The organism is Ruegeria sp. CH6 (genome assembly GCF_056537005.1).
Map to the genome: position 1 here is coordinate 96,634 of NZ_JBQFQS010000012.1, position 21,038 is coordinate 117,671.

Here is a 21,038-nt window from a genome sequence, read left to right on the forward strand (position 1 = left end):
ACACCCTCCCCAGTTGAAGGAGCGAGTCGCAATTTCATTAACAATCGCGGCCAATATGTGGCCGCGAAGCGGAGTCATTGTGTCCGAGATTGGGTGACGTTAGGTCAAACGGCCGTGGCAGTGTTTGAACTTCTTACCCGAACCGCAGGGACATTTGTCATTGCGTGACGGGTTACCCCAGGTTTCAGGGTCATCTTCGACAAAACCTGGGCGCGGATCACCCGAAGCTTCGGCCTCGGCCACGGCTTCGGCCTGATCGGTAGCCTCTTTGATCTGCGCCTGCTGTGCCGCCATCTGAGCCATCATTTCGCGCTGTTCTTCTTCGGACAGCGGGCGAACACGGGCCAGTTGCTGGGTCACGGTTTCCCGCAGGCCTTCCAGCATCGATTCAAACAGCTGGAAGCTTTCGGTCTTGTACTCATTCAGCGGATCACGCTGAGCGTAACCGCGGAATCCAACAACCGAGCGCAGATGCTCAAGCGTCAGCAGATGCTCGCGCCATTTGCCGTCAATGGTCTGCAACAACACCTGTTTTTCGATGTTGCGCATGTTTTCCGGGCCGAAAGCGACGGCTTTTTGCGCCATCATATCGTCAGTGGTCTTGATGAGGCGTTCGCGAATTTCTTCGTCATCAACACCTTCTTCGGCAGCCCAGTCCTGAACCGGGACATCCATGTTCAGCTTGTCTTTGATCGCCTCATGCAGACCATCGGTATCCCACTGATCCGCATAGGTCTTTGGTGGCATGTACTGATCGATCAGGTCATCGATCACCTGTTCGCGCATATCCGATGCGATATCCGACAGATCGTCCGCCGACATGATCTCGCGGCGCTGGTTAAAGATCACCTTCCGCTGGTCGTTCATGACATCGTCGAACTTCAGAACGTTCTTACGCATGTCAAAGTTGCGACCTTCGACCTTGGCCTGAGCGCGCTCAAGCGACTTGTTCACCCATGGGTGAATGATCGCTTCGCCCTCTTTCATGCCCAGAGTGGTCAGGACCTTGTCCAGACGTTCTGAGCCGAAGATGCGCATCAGGTCATCTTCGAGGCTCAGATAAAAGATGGTTCGGCCGGGGTCGCCCTGACGGCCCGAACGGCCGCGCAACTGGTTGTCGATCCGGCGGCTTTCGTGACGTTCCGAGGCCATGACGTAAAGGCCACCGGCCTCCAGTACTTTTTGCTTTTCTTCTGCGTGGCGGGCTTCTTCCTGGGCGCGCAGTTCCGCCGGATCTGCATCCGGATTTTCGGCCAACGCCTGCAGGACTTTCATTTCCACATTGCCGCCCAGCTGAATGTCGGTTCCGCGACCGGCCATGTTGGTCGCGATAGTAACCGCACCCAGACGACCGGCATCTGCCACGATCTGCGCTTCCTGCTCGTGCTGACGGGCGTTCAGAACGTTGTGCTCGATGCCTTCCTTGACCAGCAATTGACTCAGCAACTCGGATTTTTCGATTGATGTTGTGCCCAGCAACACCGGTTGCCCTTTTTCAGAGGCTTTCTTGGTTTGCTTGATCATCGCATCGTATTTTTCGGCAGCGGTACGATACACCTGATCGTTTCGGTCTTCACGCGCGATTGGTTTGTTGGTCGGAACCTCGACCACGCCCAGACCGTAGATTTCGGCAAACTCTTCTGCCTCGGTCAGTGCGGTGCCTGTCATGCCGCCCAGTTTATCGTAGAGGCGGAAGTAGTTCTGGAACGTCACGCTGGCCAGTGTCACGTTTTCGGGCTGAATCTGCACGCCTTCCTTGGCCTCGATAGCCTGATGCAAGCCCTCGGACAGGCGGCGGCCCGGCATCATGCGACCAGTGAATTCGTCAATCAGAATGACGTTCCCATCGCGCACGATATAATCCTTGTCGCGCTGAAACATCTTGTGCGCGCGCAGGCCCTGGTTGACGTGGTGCACAACAGTTGTGCTTTCGGGATCATACAGCGAATGGCCTTCGGGCAGCAGTCCCGCATCCAGCAATTGCTGTTCGAGGAATTCGTTGCCTTCGTCGGTGAAGGTCACGTTGCGGGATTTTTCGTCCAGCGTGAAATGATCATCCTGAAGCAAGGGGATCAGGGCGTCGATGGCCGTGTAAAGGTCCGAACGGTCCTGCGACGGGCCCGAGATGATCAGCGGTGTCCGCGCTTCATCGATCAGGATCGAGTCCACCTCGTCCACGATCGCGAAGTTGTGGTACTTTTGGTAGATTTCGGCCAGATCCGCCTTCATGTTGTCGCGCAGATAGTCGAAGCCCAGCTCGTTGTTGGTCGCATAGGTGACGTCACACGCGTAAGCAGCCTTCTTTTCGGCATCAGGCTGGCCGGACCAGATCACACCGGTGGTCATACCGACGGCGGCAAACACTTTGCCCATCCATTCCGAGTCACGCTTGGCCAGGTATTCGTTGACCGTCACTACGTGCACGCCCTTGCCCGTCAGCGCATTCAGATAGGCGGGGAAGGTGGCTACAAGCGTCTTGCCCTCACCCGTTTTCATTTCCGAGATGTTGCCCTGATGCAGGAAGGTACCGCCCATCAGCTGCACATCAAAGGCGCGTAGACCCAGCGCTCGCTTTGCACCCTCGCGGACGTTGGCAAAGGCTTCGGGCAGCAGAGCGTCCAGACTCTCGCCGCCCAGCGCACGTTTGCGCAGCTCTTCGGTCTTTTCGATCAGGCCCTCGTCGGACAGTTTCTCGAACTCGGGCTCCAGCGCGTTGATCTTTTCGATCAGGGGGCGGGTCGCCTTGATCTTGCGGTCGTTCGGTGTTCCGAACACCTTTTTGGCGAGCGTTCCGAGTCCCAGCATGTTCACTCCAGCGGATCTGTTCTTGTCTTGGTTGCGACAGGCTTGCCCACCTTGCGCGCAACCCATAGATACGGGGGGTGAAAGGCGGCCCTGTCCAAGGCTTCAAGGCGATGTAAGCGGCAGGTTCCAGAGTGTCAACGCCACGCCCCGTCGCGGCAAGAAAATAGGATGATTCAATGCCAAAAGGCCTCACTTTTTTGCCATCGCTCGCTCTCGCTGCTGTGATGGCACTGCCTGTTGCCGCCGAAACCAAGCCTGATGTGGACACCGTCGTGGCACGGGTCAACGGTGATGAAATCACACTGGGTCACGTCATCGCCACCGCTGCCGCTCTGCCGCCGCAGTATCAGCAACTGGAAGATGATGTGCTCTACGAGTTCATCCTGGAACAGCTGGTGCAACAGCAGTTGCTGGGCCAGCAGCAGGATGGCCTGTCGGCCCTGAACGAACTGGCGCTGGAAAACGAAACACGTTCGCTTCGGGCAGTTCAGACCGTCAACGAGGTTACCGAGGCCACCGTGACCGATGAGGCGATCCAGGCGGCCTATGACGCACAGTTCGCTGATTTCGAGGGTGAGGATGAGTTCAACGCCAGCCATATTCTTGTAGAAACCGAAGAAGAGGCGAAAGAGCTCAAGTCGCAACTGGACGACGGTGCCGATTTTGCTGAACTGGCAAAGGAAAAATCCACAGGTCCTTCCGGCCCCAACGGCGGTTCGCTGGGTTGGTTCGGTAAGGGACAGATGGTTCCGGAATTCGAACAGGCCGTTGTTGCGTTGGAGAAAGACAATGTATCCGACCCCGTTCAAACTCAATTCGGCTGGCATGTCGTCAAACTGAATGACAAGCGAAAGTCCGAAGCTCCTGAACTGGCGGTGGTTCGCGAAGAGCTTGCCCAGACCATTCGTCAGGATGCAATTCAGGCCCGGATCGATGAATTGACCCAGCAGGCACAGATCGAACGCCCCGCTCTTGAAGGCACTGGCCCCGAGGTCATTCGCCAGCTGGACCTGATTCAGGAGTAACTCTCGTGGCCACGATCACCAAGGTTTCGCCGCTTGCACCAGCGGCTTTCCCCGAATTGCCGGTTATTGACGGCGTGCGCTTTGCTACTGTCGAGGCAGGTGTGCGCTATCAGGGCCGCACGGATGTCATGCTGGCGGTCATGGACCCGGGCACATCGGTGGCCGGTGTGTTTACCCGATCAGCGACCCGGGCGGCTCCGGTGCTGGATTGTCAGGAAAAGATCGGCGGCTCCAGCGAGGGGCCAGCGGCGATCCTTGTGAATTCGGGCAACGCCAATGCGTTTACAGGGCATTACGGTCAGAGCTCGGTCGCTGAAGTGACGCAGGCCGTGTCTTCGGTTACCGGCGTGGCTGTGGATCGCGTATTCACCTCATCCACCGGGGTGATCGGCGAGCCGCTGCCGCATGAACGCATCGTGGCGCAGCTGGATGTGCTGAACGGCGCCCTGCGGGATGACAAGCTCGAAGACGCTGCTCGTGCCATCATGACAACGGATACCTTCCCGAAAGGCGCCAGTGCACAGGTCGAGATAGAGGGCACAACAGTCTCTATTTCGGGGATTGCCAAGGGTTCCGGCATGATCGCGCCAGATATGGCAACGATGCTGGTCTACATCTTCACGGATGCCAAAGTTGACCAATCGGCACTGCAGGCCATGCTGGGCGCCCAGACGGATCGAACGTTCAACTGCATCACTGTGGACAGCGATACATCGACCTCGGACAGCTTGTTGTTGTGTGCGACCGGTGCGTCGGGTGTTGATGCAACAGACAACGCCGATTTTGCCGATGCATTGGAAGGCGTCATGCTGGATCTGGCCCAGCAGGTGGTACGCGACGGTGAAGGCGCAACAAAGTTCGTGGAAATCCGGGTGACCGGAGCAGTCTCGGGTGCTGATGCCAAAGTGCATGGGCTGGCGATCGCGAACTCTCCACTGGTCAAGACCGCAATCGCAGGTGAAGACCCGAACTGGGGTCGGGTGGTCATGGCGATCGGTAAATCGGGAGCTGCAGCCGACCGCGATCTTCTGAGCATTTCGTTCGGTGACATTCTGGTGGCCGAAAAGGGGTGGGTCAGCCCTGATTATCGTGAGGAAGATGCCGCAGAATACATGAAGGGTCAGAACCTTATGATCACCGTTGATCTAGGTTTGGGGGACGGTGAATCCACTGTCTGGACCTGCGACCTGACCCACGGTTACATCGAAATCAACGCGGATTACCGGTCGTGAAGACAGTTCTTGTATCCGCCGTCGCCCTGATCGATATCGAAGGCCGGGTGCTGTTAGCGCAACGCCCGGAGGGTAAATCCATGGCTGGCCTGTGGGAATTCCCTGGTGGCAAGATCGAACCCGGCGAAACGCCCGAAGCCGCGCTGGTCCGCGAATTGCATGAGGAACTGGGTATCGATACCTGGGCCTCTTGCCTCGCCCCGCTGACCTTCGCCAGCCACAGCTATGACGATTTTCACTTGCTGATGCCGCTGTTTGCCTGCCGCAAGTGGGAGGGTATTCCGCAATCCAAGGAAGGGCAGGCACTCAAATGGGCGCGTGCGAATGAGTTGCGGAATTATCCCATGCCTGCTGCTGACGTGCCACTGATCCCGATTTTGCGGGATTGGTTGTAGGCTTGGGTTGGGGCGGGCTTTTCGGAAATCTGTCTGAGTAACAACATGCGATGGGCAACAAACCCGATTCTGCATGTTTCCTTGAATTGGTTTGCCCGCCTTAATTGGATGGAAAATTCACTCAGTGTTTGATCACGCGAATGTTTGTGGCGCTCTACCAGAGTTCGATGATTGAGGTACTAAGAATATCGAAATCATTGCCGATAAGGCGAACCAAAGCTGCGTTGCAACAATAATCAGCAACCCTATGTTGCCCAATAGGGGTATGCCCGACCCAGCAGGGCTACTGTCAGTGAATGCCGCGAATACGAACACCAGAAGCCCCAAAGCCCAGCCAATGCCAGCTATCCAGAACCTGCGAATTTGTTGGTCGTAAACAACTTTGTAACCTGGATCAGTCTTGCGCCAAGAATAAGCTAAACTAACTGCAATGAATGAGGTCAAAAGCGCGACGAGGCTTGCGGCATAAAGCGCCCAAATAATTGTAGGCTTTGTTTTGGATGACATGTGGCCCTCTAAGATTTTTTTGAATTAGCTTCTTGCTAGTGGGGCTTGAACAGGCCGTTTTTTGGACTGCTTCGCGCCATTTATTTGACGGCCTTCCAAAGAGAACTCTTGTCGCAAGAGGGGTGGCAGGACAACGAGTTTGCAAAACAGGTCCAAACTCCAATTCTCGACACTTCGTATCGATGCCCGACTTTTCGCTTCATATCTCAGTGAACAAGGATGCAATCAGTCCTCATGATTTATCAGGCGGCCAAGCACTCTAATCATATGGGTTGTACATCTTGTACAATTCATAAGACGGCCTTTGTATCCCTGTTACAATTCGTAAGAATTGAGAAAACATCAGGAAAAAGTTGACGCTGATCGTGTCCATGTCCCTAATCGGGGCGTTGGCGTCCGGGGTTGATCCTCGGGTCCGCCGTTTCCGGCCCGGAGGAGGGGTCGGATGGGGAGGAGAAAAGAGATTGGCTCAGACGCAGTCGGGCGCCGAGGGGATGACCTCCCTTCCGGCGCTTCTACACCGCAATGTCATCCAGTTCGGGGACGCCCCGGCCTATCGGGAAAAGGAATTCGGTATCTGGCAATGCTGGACCTGGGCCGAAGCGGCTCGGGAAATCCGTGCGATTGCCCTTGGTTATCTGGAACTCGGTGTTGAGAAGGGCGACCATATCGCAGTGATCGGGCGCAACCGCCCCGCGCATTACTGGTCGATGGTCGCGGCGCAGATGGTAGGCGCGGTTCCGGTGCCGCTCTATCAAGACTCGGTGGCCGAAGAGATGGCCTACGTGCTGGAACACTGTGGTGCAAAATACGTGGTCTGCGGTGATCAGGAGCAGGTCGACAAGGTTATCGAGATTCAGGAAAATCTGCATCAGGTCAAACACATCCTCTACACTGACAAGCGCGGGATGCGGAAATACGATCATTCCCAGATGAACGCGCTTGAGGACATCATGGCCGAAGGCAGCGCCGGTCATGCCCGGTTTGACGCCGAACTGGACAAGCGCATCGCTGAGATCACCTATGACGACACCTGCGTGATGCTTTACACCTCGGGCACCACGGGCAAGCCCAAGGGCGTGGTTCTGTCGAACCGCAATGTGATCGAAAGCGCCAAGAACTCGGCCGATTTTGATCATCTGACCCGGAACGAAGACATCCTGTCCTATCTGCCGATGGCGTGGGTAGGGGATTTCATCTTCTCCATTGGGCAGGCCTATTGGTGCGGCTTCTGTGTGAACTGCCCCGAAAGCGCCGACACGATGATGACGGACCTGCGCGAGATCGGGCCGACCTATTTCTTCGCTCCGCCGCGTGTGTTCGAGACCCAGCTGACCAATGTGATGATCCGGATGGAGGACGCGGGCAAGCTGAAGCAACGCATGTTCCACCACTTCATGGCCCATGCCAAGAAAGTTGGTGGCCTGCTGCTGGACGGCAAGCCAGTAGGCTTTGGCGACAAGCTAAAATACGCGCTGGGCAACCTGCTGGTCTATGGGCCGCTTAAGGATACGCTGGGCTATGGCAGGTTCCGTGTGGGCTATACCGCGGGCGAGGCGATTGGGCCCGAGATTTTTGATTTCTACCGCTCACTGGGCATCAACCTGAAGCAGCTTTACGGCCAGACCGAAGCCACCGTTTTCATCACAGTGCAACCGGATGGAGAAGTGCGGGCCGACACGGTTGGTGTTCCTGCACCCGATGTAGAGTTGAAAATCGATGACAGTGGCGAGATTCACTACCGCTCGCCCGGCGTTTTCGTCGAGTACTACAATAACCCGGATTCAACGGCCTCGACCAAAGATGCCGAGGGTTGGGTGGCGACTGGCGATGCCGGATTCATCGAGGAAAGCTCAGGCCATTTGCGGATCATCGACCGCGCCAAGGATGTTGGTAAAATGGCCGATGGCTCAATGTTCGCGCCGAAATACGTCGAGAACAAACTGAAGTTCTATCCCGACATTCTTGAGGTCGTGCTGTTTGGAAACGGCAAGGACCGCTGCGTGGCCTTCATCAATATCGACCTGACCGCGGTTGGTAACTGGGCCGAGCGTAACAATGTGGCCTATGCGTCTTATCAGGAACTGGCGGGACATCCCCGTGTGTTAGAGACGATTCGCAGCCATGTTGAAGCAGTGAACAAATCCGTTGCTGCAGATGAGATGCTGTCGGGTTGTCAGGTCCACCGCTTCGTTGTGCTGCACAAAGAGTTGGATGCTGACGATGGTGAGATGACCCGGACCCGCAAGGTGCGTCGTCGGTTTGTCGAGGAGAAGTTCCAGGACATCATCGACGCGCTATACGATGGGTCAGAGACGATCTCGACCACAACCGAAGTCACCTATGAAGATGGGCGCAAGGGATCAATCAGCGCTAAGCTTGAGATTGTAGATGCACCGGTTGTTCCGGTTGTTCAGCACAAGGTGGCCGCAGAATGAGGGCCGGTCATGCGCCGCTCGACCTGCGGTCATCGCCCCGCCCACCGTCCCGTTTTTGCGTAAGTCAAGGAGTGACTGATGCTGGATAACTCCGAAGGATATGTCACCGAAGACGGCCGCAAGATCGGCGGCGTGGTGATGGAGATGAAAAACATCACTCTGCGCTTTGGCGGTGTGGTGGCGATCAAGGATATCTCGTTCGACATTCGTGAGGGTGAGATCCGCGCCATCATTGGGCCGAACGGGGCTGGCAAGTCCTCCATGCTGAACGTGATTTCGGGGTTTTATGTCCCGCAGGAGGGCGAGGTCTGGTTCCACGGATCAAAGCGCCCGCCGATGCGCCCCTATGAAGTGGCCCGGCAGGGCATTGCACGGACGTTCCAAAACATCGCCTTGTTTGAAGGCATGAGCGTTTTGGACAACGTGATGACCGGTCGTCTGAACTTCATGAAGACCAACATCTTTCAGCAAGCCTTTTGGAAGGGCAAAGCCGAGGCGGAAGAGGTTGCGAACCGTGAAGCCGTTGAGAAGATCATCGATTTCCTCGAAATCCAACACATCCGAAAAACGCCGGTCTCGCGTCTGCCTTACGGTCTGAAGAAACGGGTCGAACTGGCGCGCGCGCTGGCGGCGGAACCCAAGCTGCTGCTTCTGGATGAACCAATGGCTGGCATGAACGTCGAAGAGAAAGAGGACATGAGCCGCTTTATCCTCGACGTGAACGACGAGTTTGGAACCACGATTGCGCTGATCGAGCACGACATGGGCGTTGTGATGGACCTGAGCGACCGGGTGGTCGTGATGGATTACGGCAAGAAGATTGGTGACGGCACGCCGGATGAGGTGCGCAGCAATCAGGAAGTCATCGACGCCTATCTGGGGGTCAGCCATGACTAAAGGCCGGACAGAATTGGGGAGGGGCTGACATGCCTGAACAACTCGTATTTGCGATGGAAGTCATCCTCAACGGTCTGATGGCCGGGGTGCTTTATGCGTTGGTCGCGCTGGGCTTTGTGCTGATCTACAAGGCGTCCGGCATTTTTAACTATGCCCAAGGGGTTATGGCCCTGTTCGCCGCCATGACTCTGGTTGGGATCATGAACGGGCAGGTGCCGTTTGCGCATCTGATCAACGCGATCCTTGGCACTCATGTCCACTATTTTGGTTGGAACGTCCCGGCGTTGCTGGCGATCATTCTTACGATGGCGGTCATGGTGCTGCTGGCCTGGGCAGTGCAGCGTTTCGTGATGCGCCATCTGGTCGGACAAGAGCCCATCATTCTGTTCATGGCGACCATTGGTCTGGCCTATTTCCTTGAAGGTGTCGCCGACCTGATGTGGGGGTCCGAGATCAAGACGCTGGATGTGGGTCTGCCGCAGGGCATCAATCTGTGGATCGACGAGACCACGTTCAACATCTTTGGCTACGGCTTCTTCATCGACAATCTGGATATCGTCGCGACGATCATCGCAGCACTGCTGGTGGCCGCACTGGTCGCATTCAGCCAATATACTAAGCAGGGCCGAGCGATGCGCGCGGTGGCTGATGACCACCAAGCGGCGCTGTCGGTTGGCATTTCGCTGAATTTCATCTGGATCATGGTCTGGTCGGTCGCCGGGTTTGTGGCTCTGGTCGCAGGCATCATGTGGGGCACCAAGTCGGGCGTTCAGTTCTCACTGTCGCTGATTGCGCTCAAGGCGCTGCCTGTGCTGATGCTGGGCGGGTTTACTTCGATCCCCGGAGCCATTGTCGGCGGGCTGATCATCGGTGTGGGCGAGAAACTGTTCGAGTTCGCAATCGGCCCGCTGGTGGGCGGCGCGACTGAGAACTGGTTCGCTTATGTACTGGCGTTGATCTTTCTGGTGTTCCGGCCCCAAGGTCTCTTCGGTGAAAAAATTATCGAGAGAGTTTAGATGGATAAGCTGGAACACCTCTTCAAAACACTGCCGATTGTCTTGCTGGCCTACGGGGGCGCTCGAACATTGGGCGAGTGTTTCGAAGTGCGATTAGCCGGGGCAGGTCCTGAGCTTTATGGAGAAACTGAGTGGCAGCTGAGAATGCTGATTTACACGGCATATCTGCGGGCTTTTGACTCACTGTTCTTTTACGCCGCAATCGCTGCGGTCGTGCATTGGATGAACGTGAGAGGCAGAGGTGCTCCGGCATGACCAAGCTGATCGCCATCATCAACGTGATCGCATGGGCAGGTTTCTGGGCCTTTGGCTATATTGCCCTGACCTCGGATGATCTGACTGACAGTCAATTGACGATCGCCGCGATCCTGGCTTTTGCCGGGCTGATCATGGGGGTTCTGGCCTATCTGAAACTGGTGCGCGCCTCAGAGGCGAGCGGATACGCCAAGGGATCCAACCAACTGGACGCCGAAGCTCGCAATCGGGCGCAGGAAGAATGGGGAAAGTAAGACATGTTCTATCGTGAGGCCGGAGATTTCAAAGTCTCCTACAGGGACGACAGCCAGACTTTCCCGATCAAGTTTGACCGGTATCGCTATTATGCTGTGCTGGCAGTGGCGTTCGGGATCATTCCGTTCATCATCAACGACTATTGGGCCAATGCTCTGCTGCTGCCCTTCCTGATCTACGCCATCGCTGCAATCGGGCTGAACATTCTGGTTGGTTATTGCGGTCAGGTCAGCCTGGGTACCGGCGGGTTCATGGCTGTGGGGGCTTATGCCTGCTACAAGCTGATGACAGCGTTTCCGGATGTCAGCATGTTTATCCATGTGCTGCTTGCGGGCGGCATCACGGCGATTGTCGGCGTTCTGTTTGGCCTGCCATCGTTGCGCATCAAGGGCTTCTATCTGGCGGTTGCAACGCTGGCGGCGCAGTTCTTTCTGGTTTGGCTCTTCAACCGCGTGCCGTGGTTCTACAACTACTCGGCCTCGGGCCAGATCAACGCACCCGAGCGTGACGTGTTCGGCATCATCATTACCGGTCCGAACGCTCCGGCCTGGGCGACCTATCTGTTCTGCCTGATTTTCCTGACGCTGTGCGCCATCATCGCGCGCAACATGACGCGTGGAACCACCGGACGTACCTGGATGGCGATCCGCGACATGGATATTGCGGCCGAGATTATCGGGGTGAACCCGCTGAGGGCCAAGCTGTCCGCCTTTGCCGTCAGCTCGTTCTTTGTCGGTATCGCGGGTGCTTTGTTCTTTGCCGTCTATCTGGGCGCGGTCGAGGTTGGCGAAGTGTTCGGTATCCAGAAATCGTTCCTGGTGCTGTTCATGGTGATCATCGGTGGTCTTGGCTCGATCTTCGGATCCTTTGCCGGCGCGGCCTTCCTTGTGCTGCTGCCTGTTGTTCTGAAGGTCGTGGGCGTTGATGTACTGGGCTGGCCCACAGATATCGTCGCACATCTGCAGTTGGTGATCGTCGGGGCCCTGATCATCATGTTCCTGATCCTCGAACCACACGGTCTGGCGCAGCTATGGCGTGTGGCCAAAGAGAAACTCAGACTCTGGCCTTTCCCCCACTAAACGGGGCGGGCCCAACTAAAGAAAGGGTGCAAAGCCCGTAACCAACATCGGATCAATCAAGGGAGGAGACACCCGATGAACAAGAAACTGGCAACCGTGGCGCTGGGCGCCCTGATGGCAGCAGGGCCGGCAATGGCCGACCTCGTGTTCCCATCGCTCAGCTACCGGACCGGGCCTTACGCAGCGGGTGGCATCCCGTTCGCAGATGGCTACGCTGACTATTTCACCCTGCTGAACGAGCGTGATGGCGGCATCGGCGGCGTTGCTGCCAAGGTGATCGAATGTGAAACCGGCTATAACACCGAAAAAGGTGTGGAGTGCTATGAATCCACCAAGGGTGAAGGCGCTCTGGTTTATCAGCCGCTTTCGACTGGTATTACCTATCAGCTGATCCCCAAAGTGACCGCAGACGGAATTCCCCTGCACACGATGGGTTATGGTCGTACCTCTGCTGCGAACGGCAAGGTGTTCAGCAACGTATTCAACTATCCGGCCAACTACTGGAACGGTGCCTCGGGTGCGATCAACCACCTGCTGGACGTCAACAATGGTGACCTGAGCGGCAAGAAAATCGCGCTGGTCTATCACAACTCTGCTTACGGCAAGGAACCGATCCGCACGCTGGAAACGCTGGCGGAAAAGCATGGTTACGAGCTGACCCTGCTGCCGGTTGACCACCCGGGTCAGGAGCAGAAGTCGCAATGGCTGCAGATCCGTCGTGAAAAGCCGGATTATGTTGTCATGTGGGGCTGGGGCGTCATGAACCAGGTCGCCGTGCAAGAGGCTGCCAACATCCGATTCCCAATGGAAAACTTCATTGGCGTCTGGTGGTCCGGTGCTGAATTTGACGTGGAACCTGCTGGCGAAAAGGCCAATGGCTACAAGGCACTGACCTTTACCGGTCTGGGTGCCGACTATCCGGTCTATGACGATCTGAAGAAATATGTTGTCGATTCCGGCAAGGCCGCAGGTGCGGGTGATCAGCTGGGCACAGTTCAGTACAACCGTGGTCTTTATGCTGCGATGCTGGCTGCCGAAGCCGCGAAAACCGCGCAGGAAATGCATGGCACTGCCGATATCGATGCGGCGATGATGCGTGATGGCATGGAAGCGCTGGAAATGACCAATGCCAAGATGGAAGCATTGGGCATGTCAGGCTTTGGCCCCGAGTTTACCGTGACCTGTGAAAACCACGGCGGCCCGGGTCTGGTTGGCGTCGTGCAGTGGGATGCATCGGCGAAGACCTGGAACAATGTTCAGGACTTTAAACCGACCGACACAGAAGTGATCGCAACGCTGATCGATGAAGACTCGGGCGCGTATGCGGCTGAGAACAACATCTCACCGCGCTGCGAATAAGACAGGTCCGTCCCGGAGCCAATCCGGGACTACCATATTTTGGAGCGGCGGCCTGCCCGCCGTTCCACCCCCTAACCAGCCCGGATACCGGGACAGGCACGAGGACATGCGCTGATGCTGGATGCAGCACAAACCACTGACGTGCAGGCGGAAACCCTGCTTGAGGTCAACAATATCGAGGTGATCTACAACCACGTCATCCTCGTGCTCAAGGGCGTCAGCCTGACAGTTCCCAAGGGCGGCATCACGGCCCTTCTGGGTGGCAACGGTGCTGGCAAGACAACTACGCTCAAGGCGGTCTCGAACCTGCTGCATTCAGAGCGCGGCGAGGTCACCAAAGGCACCATCAAGTATCGCGGTCAGAGTGTGCACGAAAGCGATCCGGCCGATCTGGTGGAAAAGGGTGTCATTCAGGTGATGGAGGGTCGTCATTGCTTCGAACACCTGACGGTCGAGGAAAACCTGCTGACCGGCGCCTATACCCGCAAGGATGGCAAAGCAGCGATCCAGCAGGATCTTGAACTGGTCTACAACTACTTCCCGCGCCTTAAGGAGCGTCGCCGCTCGCAGGCGGGTTACACCTCGGGCGGTGAACAGCAGATGGTTGCGATGGGTCGCGCATTGATGTCGCGCCCCGAAACGATCCTGCTGGACGAGCCTTCAATGGGCCTAGCGCCACAGCTGGTCGAAGAGATCTTTGGTATTGTGAAGGATCTGAACGAACAGGAAGGCGTGTCTTTCCTGCTGGCTGAACAGAACACCAACGTGGCTCTGAGGTTCGCACATTACGGCTATATTCTGGAATCCGGCCGGGTGGTGATGGATGGCCCGGCTGCCGAGCTGCGCGAGAACCCCGACGTGAAAGAGTTTTACCTCGGCATGTCCGAAGAGGGGCGTAAGAGTTTCCGCGACGTGCGTTCATATCGCCGCCGCAAGAGGTGGCTGTGAGCGGATGGAGGATCTGGCGATGACCTATTTCGACGCACTCGAAACCCGAACCGCAGATCAGCGTGCTGCCGATCAGGCTCAGGCATTGCGCATTCAGATCGAAAGGGCGAAATCCGCACCTGGCTTTGCAACCCATTTTGCGGGGGTGGATACCGATGCAGTCACCTCGGTGGCCGATCTGCCGAAATTGCCTGTATTGCGGAAGTCCGATCTGACCAAAGCGCAGGCAACGCGCCCACCGTTTGGTGGCTTTACCGTGAAGCCAGCGCGGCATTTCCACCATGTGTTTCAATCCCCGGGTCCGATCTATGAGCCGGGCAGTACGGATCACGACTGGTGGCGGATGGGACGGTTTGTTCATGCGGCAGGCGTGGGGCCGGGCGATATCGTGCAGAACTGCTTTGGATATCACCTGACACCAGCTGGCATGATCTTTGAAAACGGCGCGCGAGCGGTGGGAGCCGCCGTTCTGCCCGCCGGAACCGGACAGACTGAACTGCAGGTCACGGCTGCCCGTGATATTGGCTGCACCGCTTATGCGGGTACGCCAGATTATCTGAAGGTGATCCTGGATAAGGCCGACGAGATGGGCGTAACGCTCAACTTTTCCAAGGCAATCGTGGGCGGTGGGGCGCTGTTCCCCAGTCTGCGACAGGATTATGCCGACAGGGGAATCTCCTGTCTTCAATGCTACGCGACCGCTGATCTGGGCAACATCGCTTATGAAAGCGCCGCGATGGAGGGGATGATCATCGACGAACATGTGATCGTTGAGATCGTCACTCCGGGCACCGGGACGCCGGTGGCGGAAGGTGAGGTGGGTGAGGTTGTGGTGACCTCCCTGAATCCCGACTATCCGCTGATCCGTTTCGCCACCGGCGATCTGTCCGCCATCATGCCAGGTGTGTCACCTTGCGGTCGGACCAATATGCGGATCAAGGGTTGGATGGGGCGCGCCGATCAGACCACCAAGATCAAAGGTATGTTTGTTCGTCCTGAGCAGGTAGCCGCGCTGGTCGACAAGCATGACGAGATCGTCAAGGCTCGGGTCATTGCCGCGCGTCAGGGCGAAATGGACACGATGACCGTTCAGATCGAAAGCGCGGGTGGTGACGATATGGTATACGCCAAATCCGTGGTCGAAGTGCTGAAACTCAAAGGCGCGATCGAGGTCGTGGCACCGGGAACTTTGCCAAAGGATGGTTTGGTGATCGAGGATCAGCGCGTCTACGAATGATTGGCTTTGACTGGTGGCGGAGAAAGTCCGCCCCAATCAAGTTGCGACAGCCAGTGTTTCACCGCTTGGATGGTATGCAAATGCGATTGATGTTTGTGAGACAGCAGCCAGACAGGGCGCTTGGGCAAGTCCTGACCACCCGCCGCCTTGATTCTTCGCAATCGGACATCGGTTTTACAGGCGGCAATCGGTAACAGGCTTTGACCCAACCCATTTGCAACAGCTTCGATTGCAGTATTCAGATCCGCCACCTTCAGACCCGAGGCTGACTTGAGGTCGGACTGTCCTAGCATCCAGTTCGCTTGCTCGAGATGTGCATGAGACGGCTCATACATAATCCATCTGCTCTGAGCGTCGGTTTGGTGTGGATTGGCAGCGCTTTGGTACAATCCGAAATCCAGCCAGCCGATCCGTTGCGTCAGGATATCTGATCCTCCGGTTTTTGGCGGCCCCAGACGTAGCGCCAGATCCGCCTCACGAGTGGTCAGACTCAGATTTCGGCTCTCGGGGATTAGCTCGATGGTGATTGCAGGGTGGAGGTTTTGGAACCCGACAAAGGCCTGCGTAAGTATTCGATCAGTGACAACGGGAACTGCTGTAAGGCGTACAGTGCCGGTTATCATGCCGCGATCTGCGCCAAGAATCTCTGTCATTTGGCGGGTTTCGGTTTCCATGCGCAGCGCGTGCGCCACCAGTTTTTGACCTAATTCCGTCAGGCGTTGTCGCCCGGTATTGTCACGGAGCAAGAGGTATGCGGACAGAGACGTTTCCAGCCTGCGAATTCTCCGCGCGATCGTGGTTTCATCCTGTCCCAGTTCGCGTGAGGCGGCAGCAAAACTGCCCTGACGATAGAGTGCGATCAGATAGCGAAGATCATCCCAGTTCATATCCTGCATTTTTGCAGGATAGAGCGGCAATCATATGCATTCAACCGGCAGAACTGCGGATGCAGACTGTATACGTCCACACTGGAGAAAGAGCATGACACATATCATCCTGTTCAAGGATAACCCCGCCGCCGATCCGGGCCTTCGTCAGACACACATGGCCAGCCATCTGGATTTTCTACAGGCCAATCGGGATCGGATTGCAGGCGCCGGGCCACTCTTTAACACTACCGAAGAAAGTGCCGGAGGATTGTGGCTGGTCAATGAAACCAATCCGAATGAAGTAGAGCGGATGATCCGTGAAGATCCGTTCTGGCCCACCGGTTTACGACTGTCCCATCAGGTTTTGCGCTGGAATGTCGTCTTTGCCAATCCTGGGCAACTCAGGACCCAAGATGGTTCCTGAGACGTATTGGCGCTGGAAATTCTGACGAAATTGGTCGAATAAGGCTGAGCAAGGCGCTTGCGCCAAAGTGAACCGGAAGCATGGCCCAGATCGATTATTCAGAAAACGGATCGCGCAATCGCGGCGCTCGGGGTACCCGGTTGTTGGGCACGCTTGCCTATCTGGTTGCAGCCGCGTGCCTGTTGCCGATGGTTGCCGTCGTGCTTGCTGCGGTGACGGGTGGTACTGACACCGTCTCGCATTTGTTGGCAACAGTTATGCCCCGCTATGCGATGACGACGGTAATTCTTGTTGTGCTGGTTGCAGCGGGCACATTTGCCATCGGTGTTGGTGCGGCGTGGCTGGTGACGATGACACGTTTTCCCGGTGTTCGCTTTCTGGAAATCGCATTGGTATTGCCTCTGGCCTTTCCCGCGTACGTGCTTGCCTACGCCTATACGTTCATTCTCGATCATCCGGGCATTGTTCAAACCACGCTCAGACAAGTTATGGGCTGGGGGCCGCGCGACTATTGGTTCCCTGAAATCCGTTCGACCGAGGGTGCGGCAGTGATGCTGATCCTCGTTCTTTACCCCTATGTCTATCTATTGGCCCGCGCAGCTTTTTTGCAGCAAAGCGCGACAGCATTCTTGGCTGCGCGAGCGCTGGGCAACAACCCGTGGCAGGCGTTCCGCCGCGTCTCGCTGCCCATGGCACGGCCGGCCATAGCAGGTGGTGTTCTGTTGGCGGTGATGGAGACCATCGCAGATTTCGGAACCGTATCCTATTTCGGCGTTCAGACCTTTGCCACCGGTATTTATACCAGCTGGTTTTCGATGGCAGATCGCGCCGCTGCAGCACAGCTTGCCCTTTGCCTTTTGGGTTTTGCATTGGTCATGGCCGTTTCCGAGAGGATGCAGCGCGGCAAAGCAAAATATTATCAAACCGGCAAGCAGCACGCGTCCCAACCCGCAGTGCACCTGAAGGGCTTGAAGGCCGTATTCGCGTTTGTGTTATGCGTGATGCCGGTATTGCTCGGGTTTCTGTTGCCAGTAGTCATTCTGATCGAAATGGGTTTGGAATCTGAGCAGAACCTGCTGTCTAAGCGCTATCTCGGCTTCATCAGAAACTCACTCACACTTGCGGGCACGGCTGCAGTGGTCACCGTATGCGCCGCAATCTGCATTGGTTTCTTTCAACGACTCAGGCCAGGAAAAGGGTCATCCGCAGCGGCTTACATCGCCCGATTGGGATACGCTGTACCCGGCGGTGTGATCGCTGTTGGATTAATGGTGCCATTCGCGAGCTTCGACAATGCGCTCGATGCCTGGATGCGGGCCACGTTCGATATCTCGACCGGTTTGTTGGTCACTGGTTCAATCTGGCTGCTTGTGGCTGCCTATATGGTGCGGTTTCTGGCAGCAGCTCTCAGCGCGTACGAAGGTGGTCAGAGCACTGTGCATGCAAACATGGATGCGGCGGCGCGCTCTTTGGGGCAATCACCCTTGGGAACGCTGCGAAGGATTCACCTGCCAATCCTCACACCATCATTGCTGACAGCACTGCTGATTGTCTTTGTCGACGTGATGAAGGAACTGCCCGCGACCTTGATCATGCGGCCCTTCAACTTTGATACACTGGCCGTACAGGCCTACCGTTTGGCGTCGGATGAAAGGCTTGAAGGGGCTGCCGTTCCCTCACTGGTTATTCTTGCCGTTGGTCTGTTGCCGGTCATCCTGATTTGCCGTCAGGTTGGACGCAGGTAACAAGGGCAGGCGCTTCAAAAATGCCACACCAATTTGTGACAGGCTTGATTTAAGCGCGGTTTCCGGCAAGGCTGACAGTATGAACATGCAGCCTCCCAGCCGGTTTTCTGCAAGTCCGGCACAGATGCCGGTCGCGTTCGACAGACGCGAAATGTCCCTAATCCTATCCGTATATGGCCGAATGGTAGCCGCCGGAGAATGGCGAGACTACGGTATCTCGAACCTACGTGATCTGGCAGTCTTTTCGATCTTTCGCCGCACTGCCGAGCACCCGATCTATCGCGTGGAAAAGCACCCGCGCCTGCGACTGAAACAGGGCATGTATTCGGTCGTGGGGATGGATGGACGTATCCTCAAGCGCGGGCATGATTTGCGGTCGGTTCTGCGCGTGCTGGAGCGCAAGCTGATCCGTTCCGTAGACCTTGATTAAAGCCTTTTGTGGGAAGTAACAGGCCCGTCGCCTTGGGAAATGATCCGGGCAATGGCCTTATCCATGGGCTCAAAGGCTACGGCCATGTGATACGCATTGGCGTGAAGCAGCAGGTTTTCCCCAGCAACCCACGCCACGTGGCCTTTCCAGAACAACAAATCTCCGCGTTTTGCAGGTGTGCTTTCGGGTAAATCTTCGCCTAGCGCACGTTCCTGATCACCACTGTCGCCCGGACAGGCAATGCCGCAGGCCAGCAGACCAGCCTGTACCAAACCTGAACAATCTACGCCAAACCGACTGTTCCCACCCCAAAGATAAGGGGTGCCAAGAAACAGCTCAGCCACCGCGACCGGATCGGTCATCTGCGATCCGTCAGAGGCAAGATGCACCTTGGGAATGAAGCCAAGATCTGTTTCCAGGAAACGTTCTGTTTCGGACAATGCCCGTACCTTGCTGCCGAAACTCAATGAGGCCCGATCCGGAGTTTTCATATCAGCTTTGAGATAGGCATGCGTCGCAGGAGCTTTGACGTAATGCGTGACCGGTTCCGGCGTTCCCATCACCTCACTGGCGATCCAGCCAGAGTAACCATCTTTGTCAGAGGTAACACGGCTCCAATGATCCGATGTCTCGGTGATGGTCACCGTATCGCCATACAGTAGTTGCCGATCCCTTGGACCATTCGGATCGCGGAGAAGATCGACAACGGGTCTGATCACGCGTTGCTTTGTCATAGGCCGAGCATCTCGGGCAATGCGGTCAGCAGCGCGCGCGGGCCTTGGCCCAAACCACCCTTGCTGCGCCCGGGTTCCTTGCTGCGCTGCCACGAATAGATGTCGAAATGCATGTACCGGCTGTCACCGGCAAACCGACGCAGGAACAGGGCTGCGGTAATCGATCCGGCGAACCCGCCTGATGGGGCATTGTCCAGATCGGCAATACCGGGTTCAATCAGGGTCTCGTATGGTTCGTGAAACGGCATCCGCCATACCGGGTCAGCCACCTGCCGGGCCGCGCGAGTCAGTGCATCTGCGGCCCCATCATCATCCGTGTAAAATGGTGCAATGTCGGCCCCTACAGCAACTCGCGCCGCACCGGTCAGCGTCGCCATCGAGATCACCAGATCCGGGCTTCCTTCATCTGCCAGTGTCAACGCATCCGCCAAAACTAGACGCCCTTCGGCATCAGTGTTGTTAATCTCAACCGTCAGGCCCTTGCGGGATGTCAGGATGTCTCCGGGCCGGAACGCATTTCCTGCGACCGAGTTTTCAACAGCTGGGATCAGCACCCGCAGTTGCAGCGGTAAATTAAGCTCCATGATCATCTGGGCGAGCCCCAGCACATTCGCGGCCCCGCCCATGTCTTTTTTCATCAAGCCCATAGCGGCGGCAGGTTTCAGATCCAGCCCACCTGTATCGAAACAGACGCCTTTGCCCACAAGCGTCAGTTTAGGTCCGGAAGATCCCCAGTTCATCTCGATCAGGCGTGGTGCCTGTTCTGCCGCGCGGCCCACTGCGTGGATCATCGGAAAGTTCCGGTCCAGCAACGCGTCTCCAACAATCACTTTGCAAGAAGCGCCAAATTCTTTGGCCAGAGCCTGAGCAGACGCTTGCAGCTGGTCCGGCCCCATATCCGAGGCAGGGGTGTTGACCAGATCACGGGTCAGCACTTCGGCATTGGCCATTGCCTCGATACGCGCGGCGTCAATTTCATTGGGCGCAATCAGCGCCGCGCTTGCAGAAGATTGCGAGGCATAGCGATCAAACGCATAACCGGTCATCAGCCAGCCAAAACACTCCATCGCCAGTGCTTCGACCGGAACACCCGATGCAATTCGGTAGGTTCCCTTTGGCAAAGCCTCTGCCGCCGCTGCCAGAGGAAACCGTTTGCGCGAACGTTTTGCTTTGGTCCCATATCCAGCCAATGCAATCTCTGGTGTGCCATCCGCAGCCGGAATCAGCAAAACCTGACCCAGAGCACCGGAAAATCCATTGGTGGTGACCCAGGATTGAATCTGGGCAGGCTGACCCTGCAGCCAGTCTTCGAAATCGTCTTTTGCGATGACATGCAGGGGCAGGGCCGGTTCGTTGGGCGAAGCAAAGGACAGAGTCATGGTTGTCTC

The 21,038-nt window shown here is 56.7% G+C and carries 20 protein-coding genes; 15 read left to right on the forward strand and 5 right to left on the reverse strand.

The annotated features are described in order from the left end of the window. Positions 1–99: 99 nt before the first annotated feature. The gene (secA, locus tag ACR0CW_RS19050; protein ID WP_480788982.1) at positions 100–2,805 is read right to left on the reverse strand and encodes a preprotein translocase subunit SecA; all 2,706 of its coding nucleotides are present in this window, start codon (positions 2,803–2,805) and stop codon (positions 100–102) included. 176 nt (positions 2,806–2,981) lie between these two features. Here secA and ACR0CW_RS19055 point away from each other — a divergent pair, with 176 nt between their 5' ends. Genes ACR0CW_RS19055 through mutT form a run of 3 tightly spaced genes read left to right on the forward strand, consistent with a single transcriptional unit; the run spans position 2,982 to position 5,457 of the window. Then, complete coding sequence (locus tag ACR0CW_RS19055) at positions 2,982–3,830, forward strand: peptidylprolyl isomerase (RefSeq protein ID WP_480744234.1); 849 nt, start codon at positions 2,982–2,984, stop codon at positions 3,828–3,830. Between the two features lie 5 nt (positions 3,831–3,835). Continuing rightward, the gene (gene argJ, locus ACR0CW_RS19060) at positions 3,836–5,062 is read left to right on the forward strand and encodes a bifunctional glutamate N-acetyltransferase/amino-acid acetyltransferase ArgJ (RefSeq protein WP_480788983.1); all 1,227 of its coding nucleotides are present in this window, start codon (positions 3,836–3,838) and stop codon (positions 5,060–5,062) included. Then, the gene (mutT, locus tag ACR0CW_RS19065; protein WP_368669716.1) at positions 5,059–5,457 is read left to right on the forward strand and encodes an 8-oxo-dGTP diphosphatase MutT; all 399 of its coding nucleotides are present in this window, start codon (positions 5,059–5,061) and stop codon (positions 5,455–5,457) included. The genes argJ and mutT overlap by 4 nt, the downstream gene beginning before the upstream one ends. A gap of 132 nt (positions 5,458–5,589) precedes the next feature. On the opposite strand, the gene ACR0CW_RS19070 is transcribed toward mutT, so the two are convergent. Next, a complete protein-coding gene (locus ACR0CW_RS19070) occupies positions 5,590–5,964 on the reverse strand; it encodes a hypothetical protein (RefSeq protein WP_155144233.1) in 375 nt (124 codons plus the stop codon). 494 nt (positions 5,965–6,458) lie between these two features. On the opposite strand from ACR0CW_RS19070, the gene ACR0CW_RS19075 reads away from it, so the two are divergent. The 9 genes from ACR0CW_RS19075 to ACR0CW_RS19115 all read left to right on the forward strand — a co-directional run bounded on the left by ACR0CW_RS19075 (position 6,459) and on the right by ACR0CW_RS19115 (position 15,448). After that, positions 6,459–8,402 carry an AMP-binding protein gene (locus ACR0CW_RS19075; RefSeq protein WP_480789004.1) on the forward strand — a complete coding sequence of 648 codons (1,944 nt, stop codon included), beginning with the start codon at positions 6,459–6,461 and terminating at the stop codon, positions 8,400–8,402. A 78-nt stretch (positions 8,403–8,480) separates the two neighbouring features. Next, positions 8,481–9,299, forward strand: a complete 819-nt coding sequence (locus tag ACR0CW_RS19080; RefSeq protein WP_480788984.1) for an ABC transporter ATP-binding protein — start codon at positions 8,481–8,483, stop codon at positions 9,297–9,299. Between the two features lie 29 nt (positions 9,300–9,328). Further along, a complete protein-coding gene (locus tag ACR0CW_RS19085) occupies positions 9,329–10,315 on the forward strand; it encodes a branched-chain amino acid ABC transporter permease (protein WP_155144239.1) in 987 nt (328 codons plus the stop codon). Further along, positions 10,316–10,570, forward strand: coding sequence for a hypothetical protein (locus ACR0CW_RS19090; protein ID WP_480788985.1), 255 nt, complete (start codon positions 10,316–10,318; stop codon positions 10,568–10,570). Next, positions 10,567–10,824 carry a hypothetical protein gene (locus ACR0CW_RS19095; RefSeq protein WP_155144243.1) on the forward strand — a complete coding sequence of 86 codons (258 nt, stop codon included), beginning with the start codon at positions 10,567–10,569 and terminating at the stop codon, positions 10,822–10,824. Before ACR0CW_RS19090 ends, ACR0CW_RS19095 begins: the two co-directional genes overlap by 4 nt. Positions 10,825–10,827: 3 nt before the next feature. Beyond that, entirely contained in the window at positions 10,828–11,904 is a 1,077-nt protein-coding gene (locus ACR0CW_RS19100; RefSeq protein ID WP_170335688.1) for a branched-chain amino acid ABC transporter permease, read from the forward strand. Between the two features lie 75 nt (positions 11,905–11,979). Beyond that, on the forward strand, positions 11,980–13,263 hold the full coding sequence (locus tag ACR0CW_RS19105) for an ABC transporter substrate-binding protein (RefSeq protein WP_170335686.1): 1,284 nt from the start codon (positions 11,980–11,982) through the stop codon (positions 13,261–13,263). 114 nt (positions 13,264–13,377) lie between these two features. Then, positions 13,378–14,211: an ABC transporter ATP-binding protein gene (locus tag ACR0CW_RS19110; protein ID WP_155144248.1), complete on the forward strand. Its 834-nt coding sequence runs from the start codon at positions 13,378–13,380 to the stop codon at positions 14,209–14,211. Positions 14,212–14,230: 19 nt separating this feature from the next. Continuing rightward, on the forward strand, positions 14,231–15,448 hold the full coding sequence (locus tag ACR0CW_RS19115; RefSeq protein ID WP_480788986.1) for a phenylacetate--CoA ligase family protein: 1,218 nt from the start codon (positions 14,231–14,233) through the stop codon (positions 15,446–15,448). Here ACR0CW_RS19115 and ACR0CW_RS19120 read toward each other — a convergent pair. Then, on the reverse strand, positions 15,439–16,344 hold the full coding sequence (locus ACR0CW_RS19120; RefSeq protein WP_480788987.1) for a LysR family transcriptional regulator: 906 nt from the start codon (positions 16,342–16,344) through the stop codon (positions 15,439–15,441). The genes ACR0CW_RS19115 and ACR0CW_RS19120 overlap by 10 nt on opposite strands. An 85-nt stretch (positions 16,345–16,429) precedes the next feature. Between ACR0CW_RS19120 and ACR0CW_RS19125 the strand changes: the two genes are divergently transcribed. The 3 genes from ACR0CW_RS19125 to ACR0CW_RS19135 all read left to right on the forward strand — a co-directional run bounded on the left by ACR0CW_RS19125 (position 16,430) and on the right by ACR0CW_RS19135 (position 18,916). Continuing rightward, positions 16,430–16,741 carry a YciI family protein gene (locus ACR0CW_RS19125; RefSeq protein WP_480788988.1) on the forward strand — a complete coding sequence of 104 codons (312 nt, stop codon included), beginning with the start codon at positions 16,430–16,432 and terminating at the stop codon, positions 16,739–16,741. Positions 16,742–16,821: 80 nt separating this feature from the next. Then, the gene (locus ACR0CW_RS19130; protein WP_480788989.1) at positions 16,822–18,486 is read left to right on the forward strand and encodes an ABC transporter permease; all 1,665 of its coding nucleotides are present in this window, start codon (positions 16,822–16,824) and stop codon (positions 18,484–18,486) included. Positions 18,487–18,565: 79 nt separating this feature from the next. Further along, positions 18,566–18,916 carry a DUF2794 domain-containing protein gene (locus ACR0CW_RS19135; protein ID WP_155144256.1) on the forward strand — a complete coding sequence of 117 codons (351 nt, stop codon included), beginning with the start codon at positions 18,566–18,568 and terminating at the stop codon, positions 18,914–18,916. Here ACR0CW_RS19135 and ACR0CW_RS19140 read toward each other — a convergent pair. Next, positions 18,913–19,650 carry a C40 family peptidase gene (locus ACR0CW_RS19140; RefSeq protein WP_480788990.1) on the reverse strand — a complete coding sequence of 246 codons (738 nt, stop codon included), beginning with the start codon at positions 19,648–19,650 and terminating at the stop codon, positions 18,913–18,915. The two genes, ACR0CW_RS19135 and ACR0CW_RS19140, sit on opposite strands and share 4 nt — an antisense overlap. Next, entirely contained in the window at positions 19,647–21,029 is a 1,383-nt protein-coding gene (locus tag ACR0CW_RS19145; RefSeq protein ID WP_480788991.1) for a leucyl aminopeptidase family protein, read from the reverse strand. The genes ACR0CW_RS19140 and ACR0CW_RS19145 overlap by 4 nt, the downstream gene beginning before the upstream one ends. Positions 21,030–21,038 lie beyond the last annotated feature (9 nt).

What these genes read in the sequence shown, in the direction of transcription:
- secA (WP_480788982.1), bottom strand. Translation starts at nt 2,805, where the DNA reads ATGCTGGGACTCGGAACGCTCGCCAAAAAGGTGTTCGGAACACCGAAC.
- ACR0CW_RS19055 (WP_480744234.1), top strand. Translation starts at nt 2,982, where the DNA reads ATGCCAAAAGGCCTCACTTTTTTGCCATCGCTCGCTCTCGCTGCTGTG.
- ACR0CW_RS19070 (WP_155144233.1), bottom strand. Translation starts at nt 5,964, where the DNA reads ATGTCATCCAAAACAAAGCCTACAATTATTTGGGCGCTTTATGCCGCA.
- ACR0CW_RS19075 (WP_480789004.1), top strand. Translation starts at nt 6,459, where the DNA reads ATGACCTCCCTTCCGGCGCTTCTACACCGCAATGTCATCCAGTTCGGG.
- ACR0CW_RS19080 (WP_480788984.1), top strand. Translation starts at nt 8,481, where the DNA reads ATGCTGGATAACTCCGAAGGATATGTCACCGAAGACGGCCGCAAGATC.
- ACR0CW_RS19085 (WP_155144239.1), top strand. Translation starts at nt 9,329, where the DNA reads ATGCCTGAACAACTCGTATTTGCGATGGAAGTCATCCTCAACGGTCTG.
- ACR0CW_RS19090 (WP_480788985.1), top strand. Translation starts at nt 10,316, where the DNA reads ATGGATAAGCTGGAACACCTCTTCAAAACACTGCCGATTGTCTTGCTG.
- ACR0CW_RS19095 (WP_155144243.1), top strand. Translation starts at nt 10,567, where the DNA reads ATGACCAAGCTGATCGCCATCATCAACGTGATCGCATGGGCAGGTTTC.
- ACR0CW_RS19100 (WP_170335688.1), top strand. Translation starts at nt 10,828, where the DNA reads ATGTTCTATCGTGAGGCCGGAGATTTCAAAGTCTCCTACAGGGACGAC.
- ACR0CW_RS19105 (WP_170335686.1), top strand. Translation starts at nt 11,980, where the DNA reads ATGAACAAGAAACTGGCAACCGTGGCGCTGGGCGCCCTGATGGCAGCA.
- ACR0CW_RS19110 (WP_155144248.1), top strand. Translation starts at nt 13,378, where the DNA reads ATGCTGGATGCAGCACAAACCACTGACGTGCAGGCGGAAACCCTGCTT.
- ACR0CW_RS19115 (WP_480788986.1), top strand. Translation starts at nt 14,231, where the DNA reads ATGACCTATTTCGACGCACTCGAAACCCGAACCGCAGATCAGCGTGCT.
- ACR0CW_RS19120 (WP_480788987.1), bottom strand. Translation starts at nt 16,344, where the DNA reads ATGCAGGATATGAACTGGGATGATCTTCGCTATCTGATCGCACTCTAT.
- ACR0CW_RS19125 (WP_480788988.1), top strand. Translation starts at nt 16,430, where the DNA reads ATGACACATATCATCCTGTTCAAGGATAACCCCGCCGCCGATCCGGGC.
- ACR0CW_RS19130 (WP_480788989.1), top strand. Translation starts at nt 16,822, where the DNA reads ATGGCCCAGATCGATTATTCAGAAAACGGATCGCGCAATCGCGGCGCT.
- ACR0CW_RS19135 (WP_155144256.1), top strand. Translation starts at nt 18,566, where the DNA reads ATGAACATGCAGCCTCCCAGCCGGTTTTCTGCAAGTCCGGCACAGATG.
- ACR0CW_RS19140 (WP_480788990.1), bottom strand. Translation starts at nt 19,650, where the DNA reads ATGACAAAGCAACGCGTGATCAGACCCGTTGTCGATCTTCTCCGCGAT.
- ACR0CW_RS19145 (WP_480788991.1), bottom strand. Translation starts at nt 21,029, where the DNA reads ATGACTCTGTCCTTTGCTTCGCCCAACGAACCGGCCCTGCCCCTGCAT.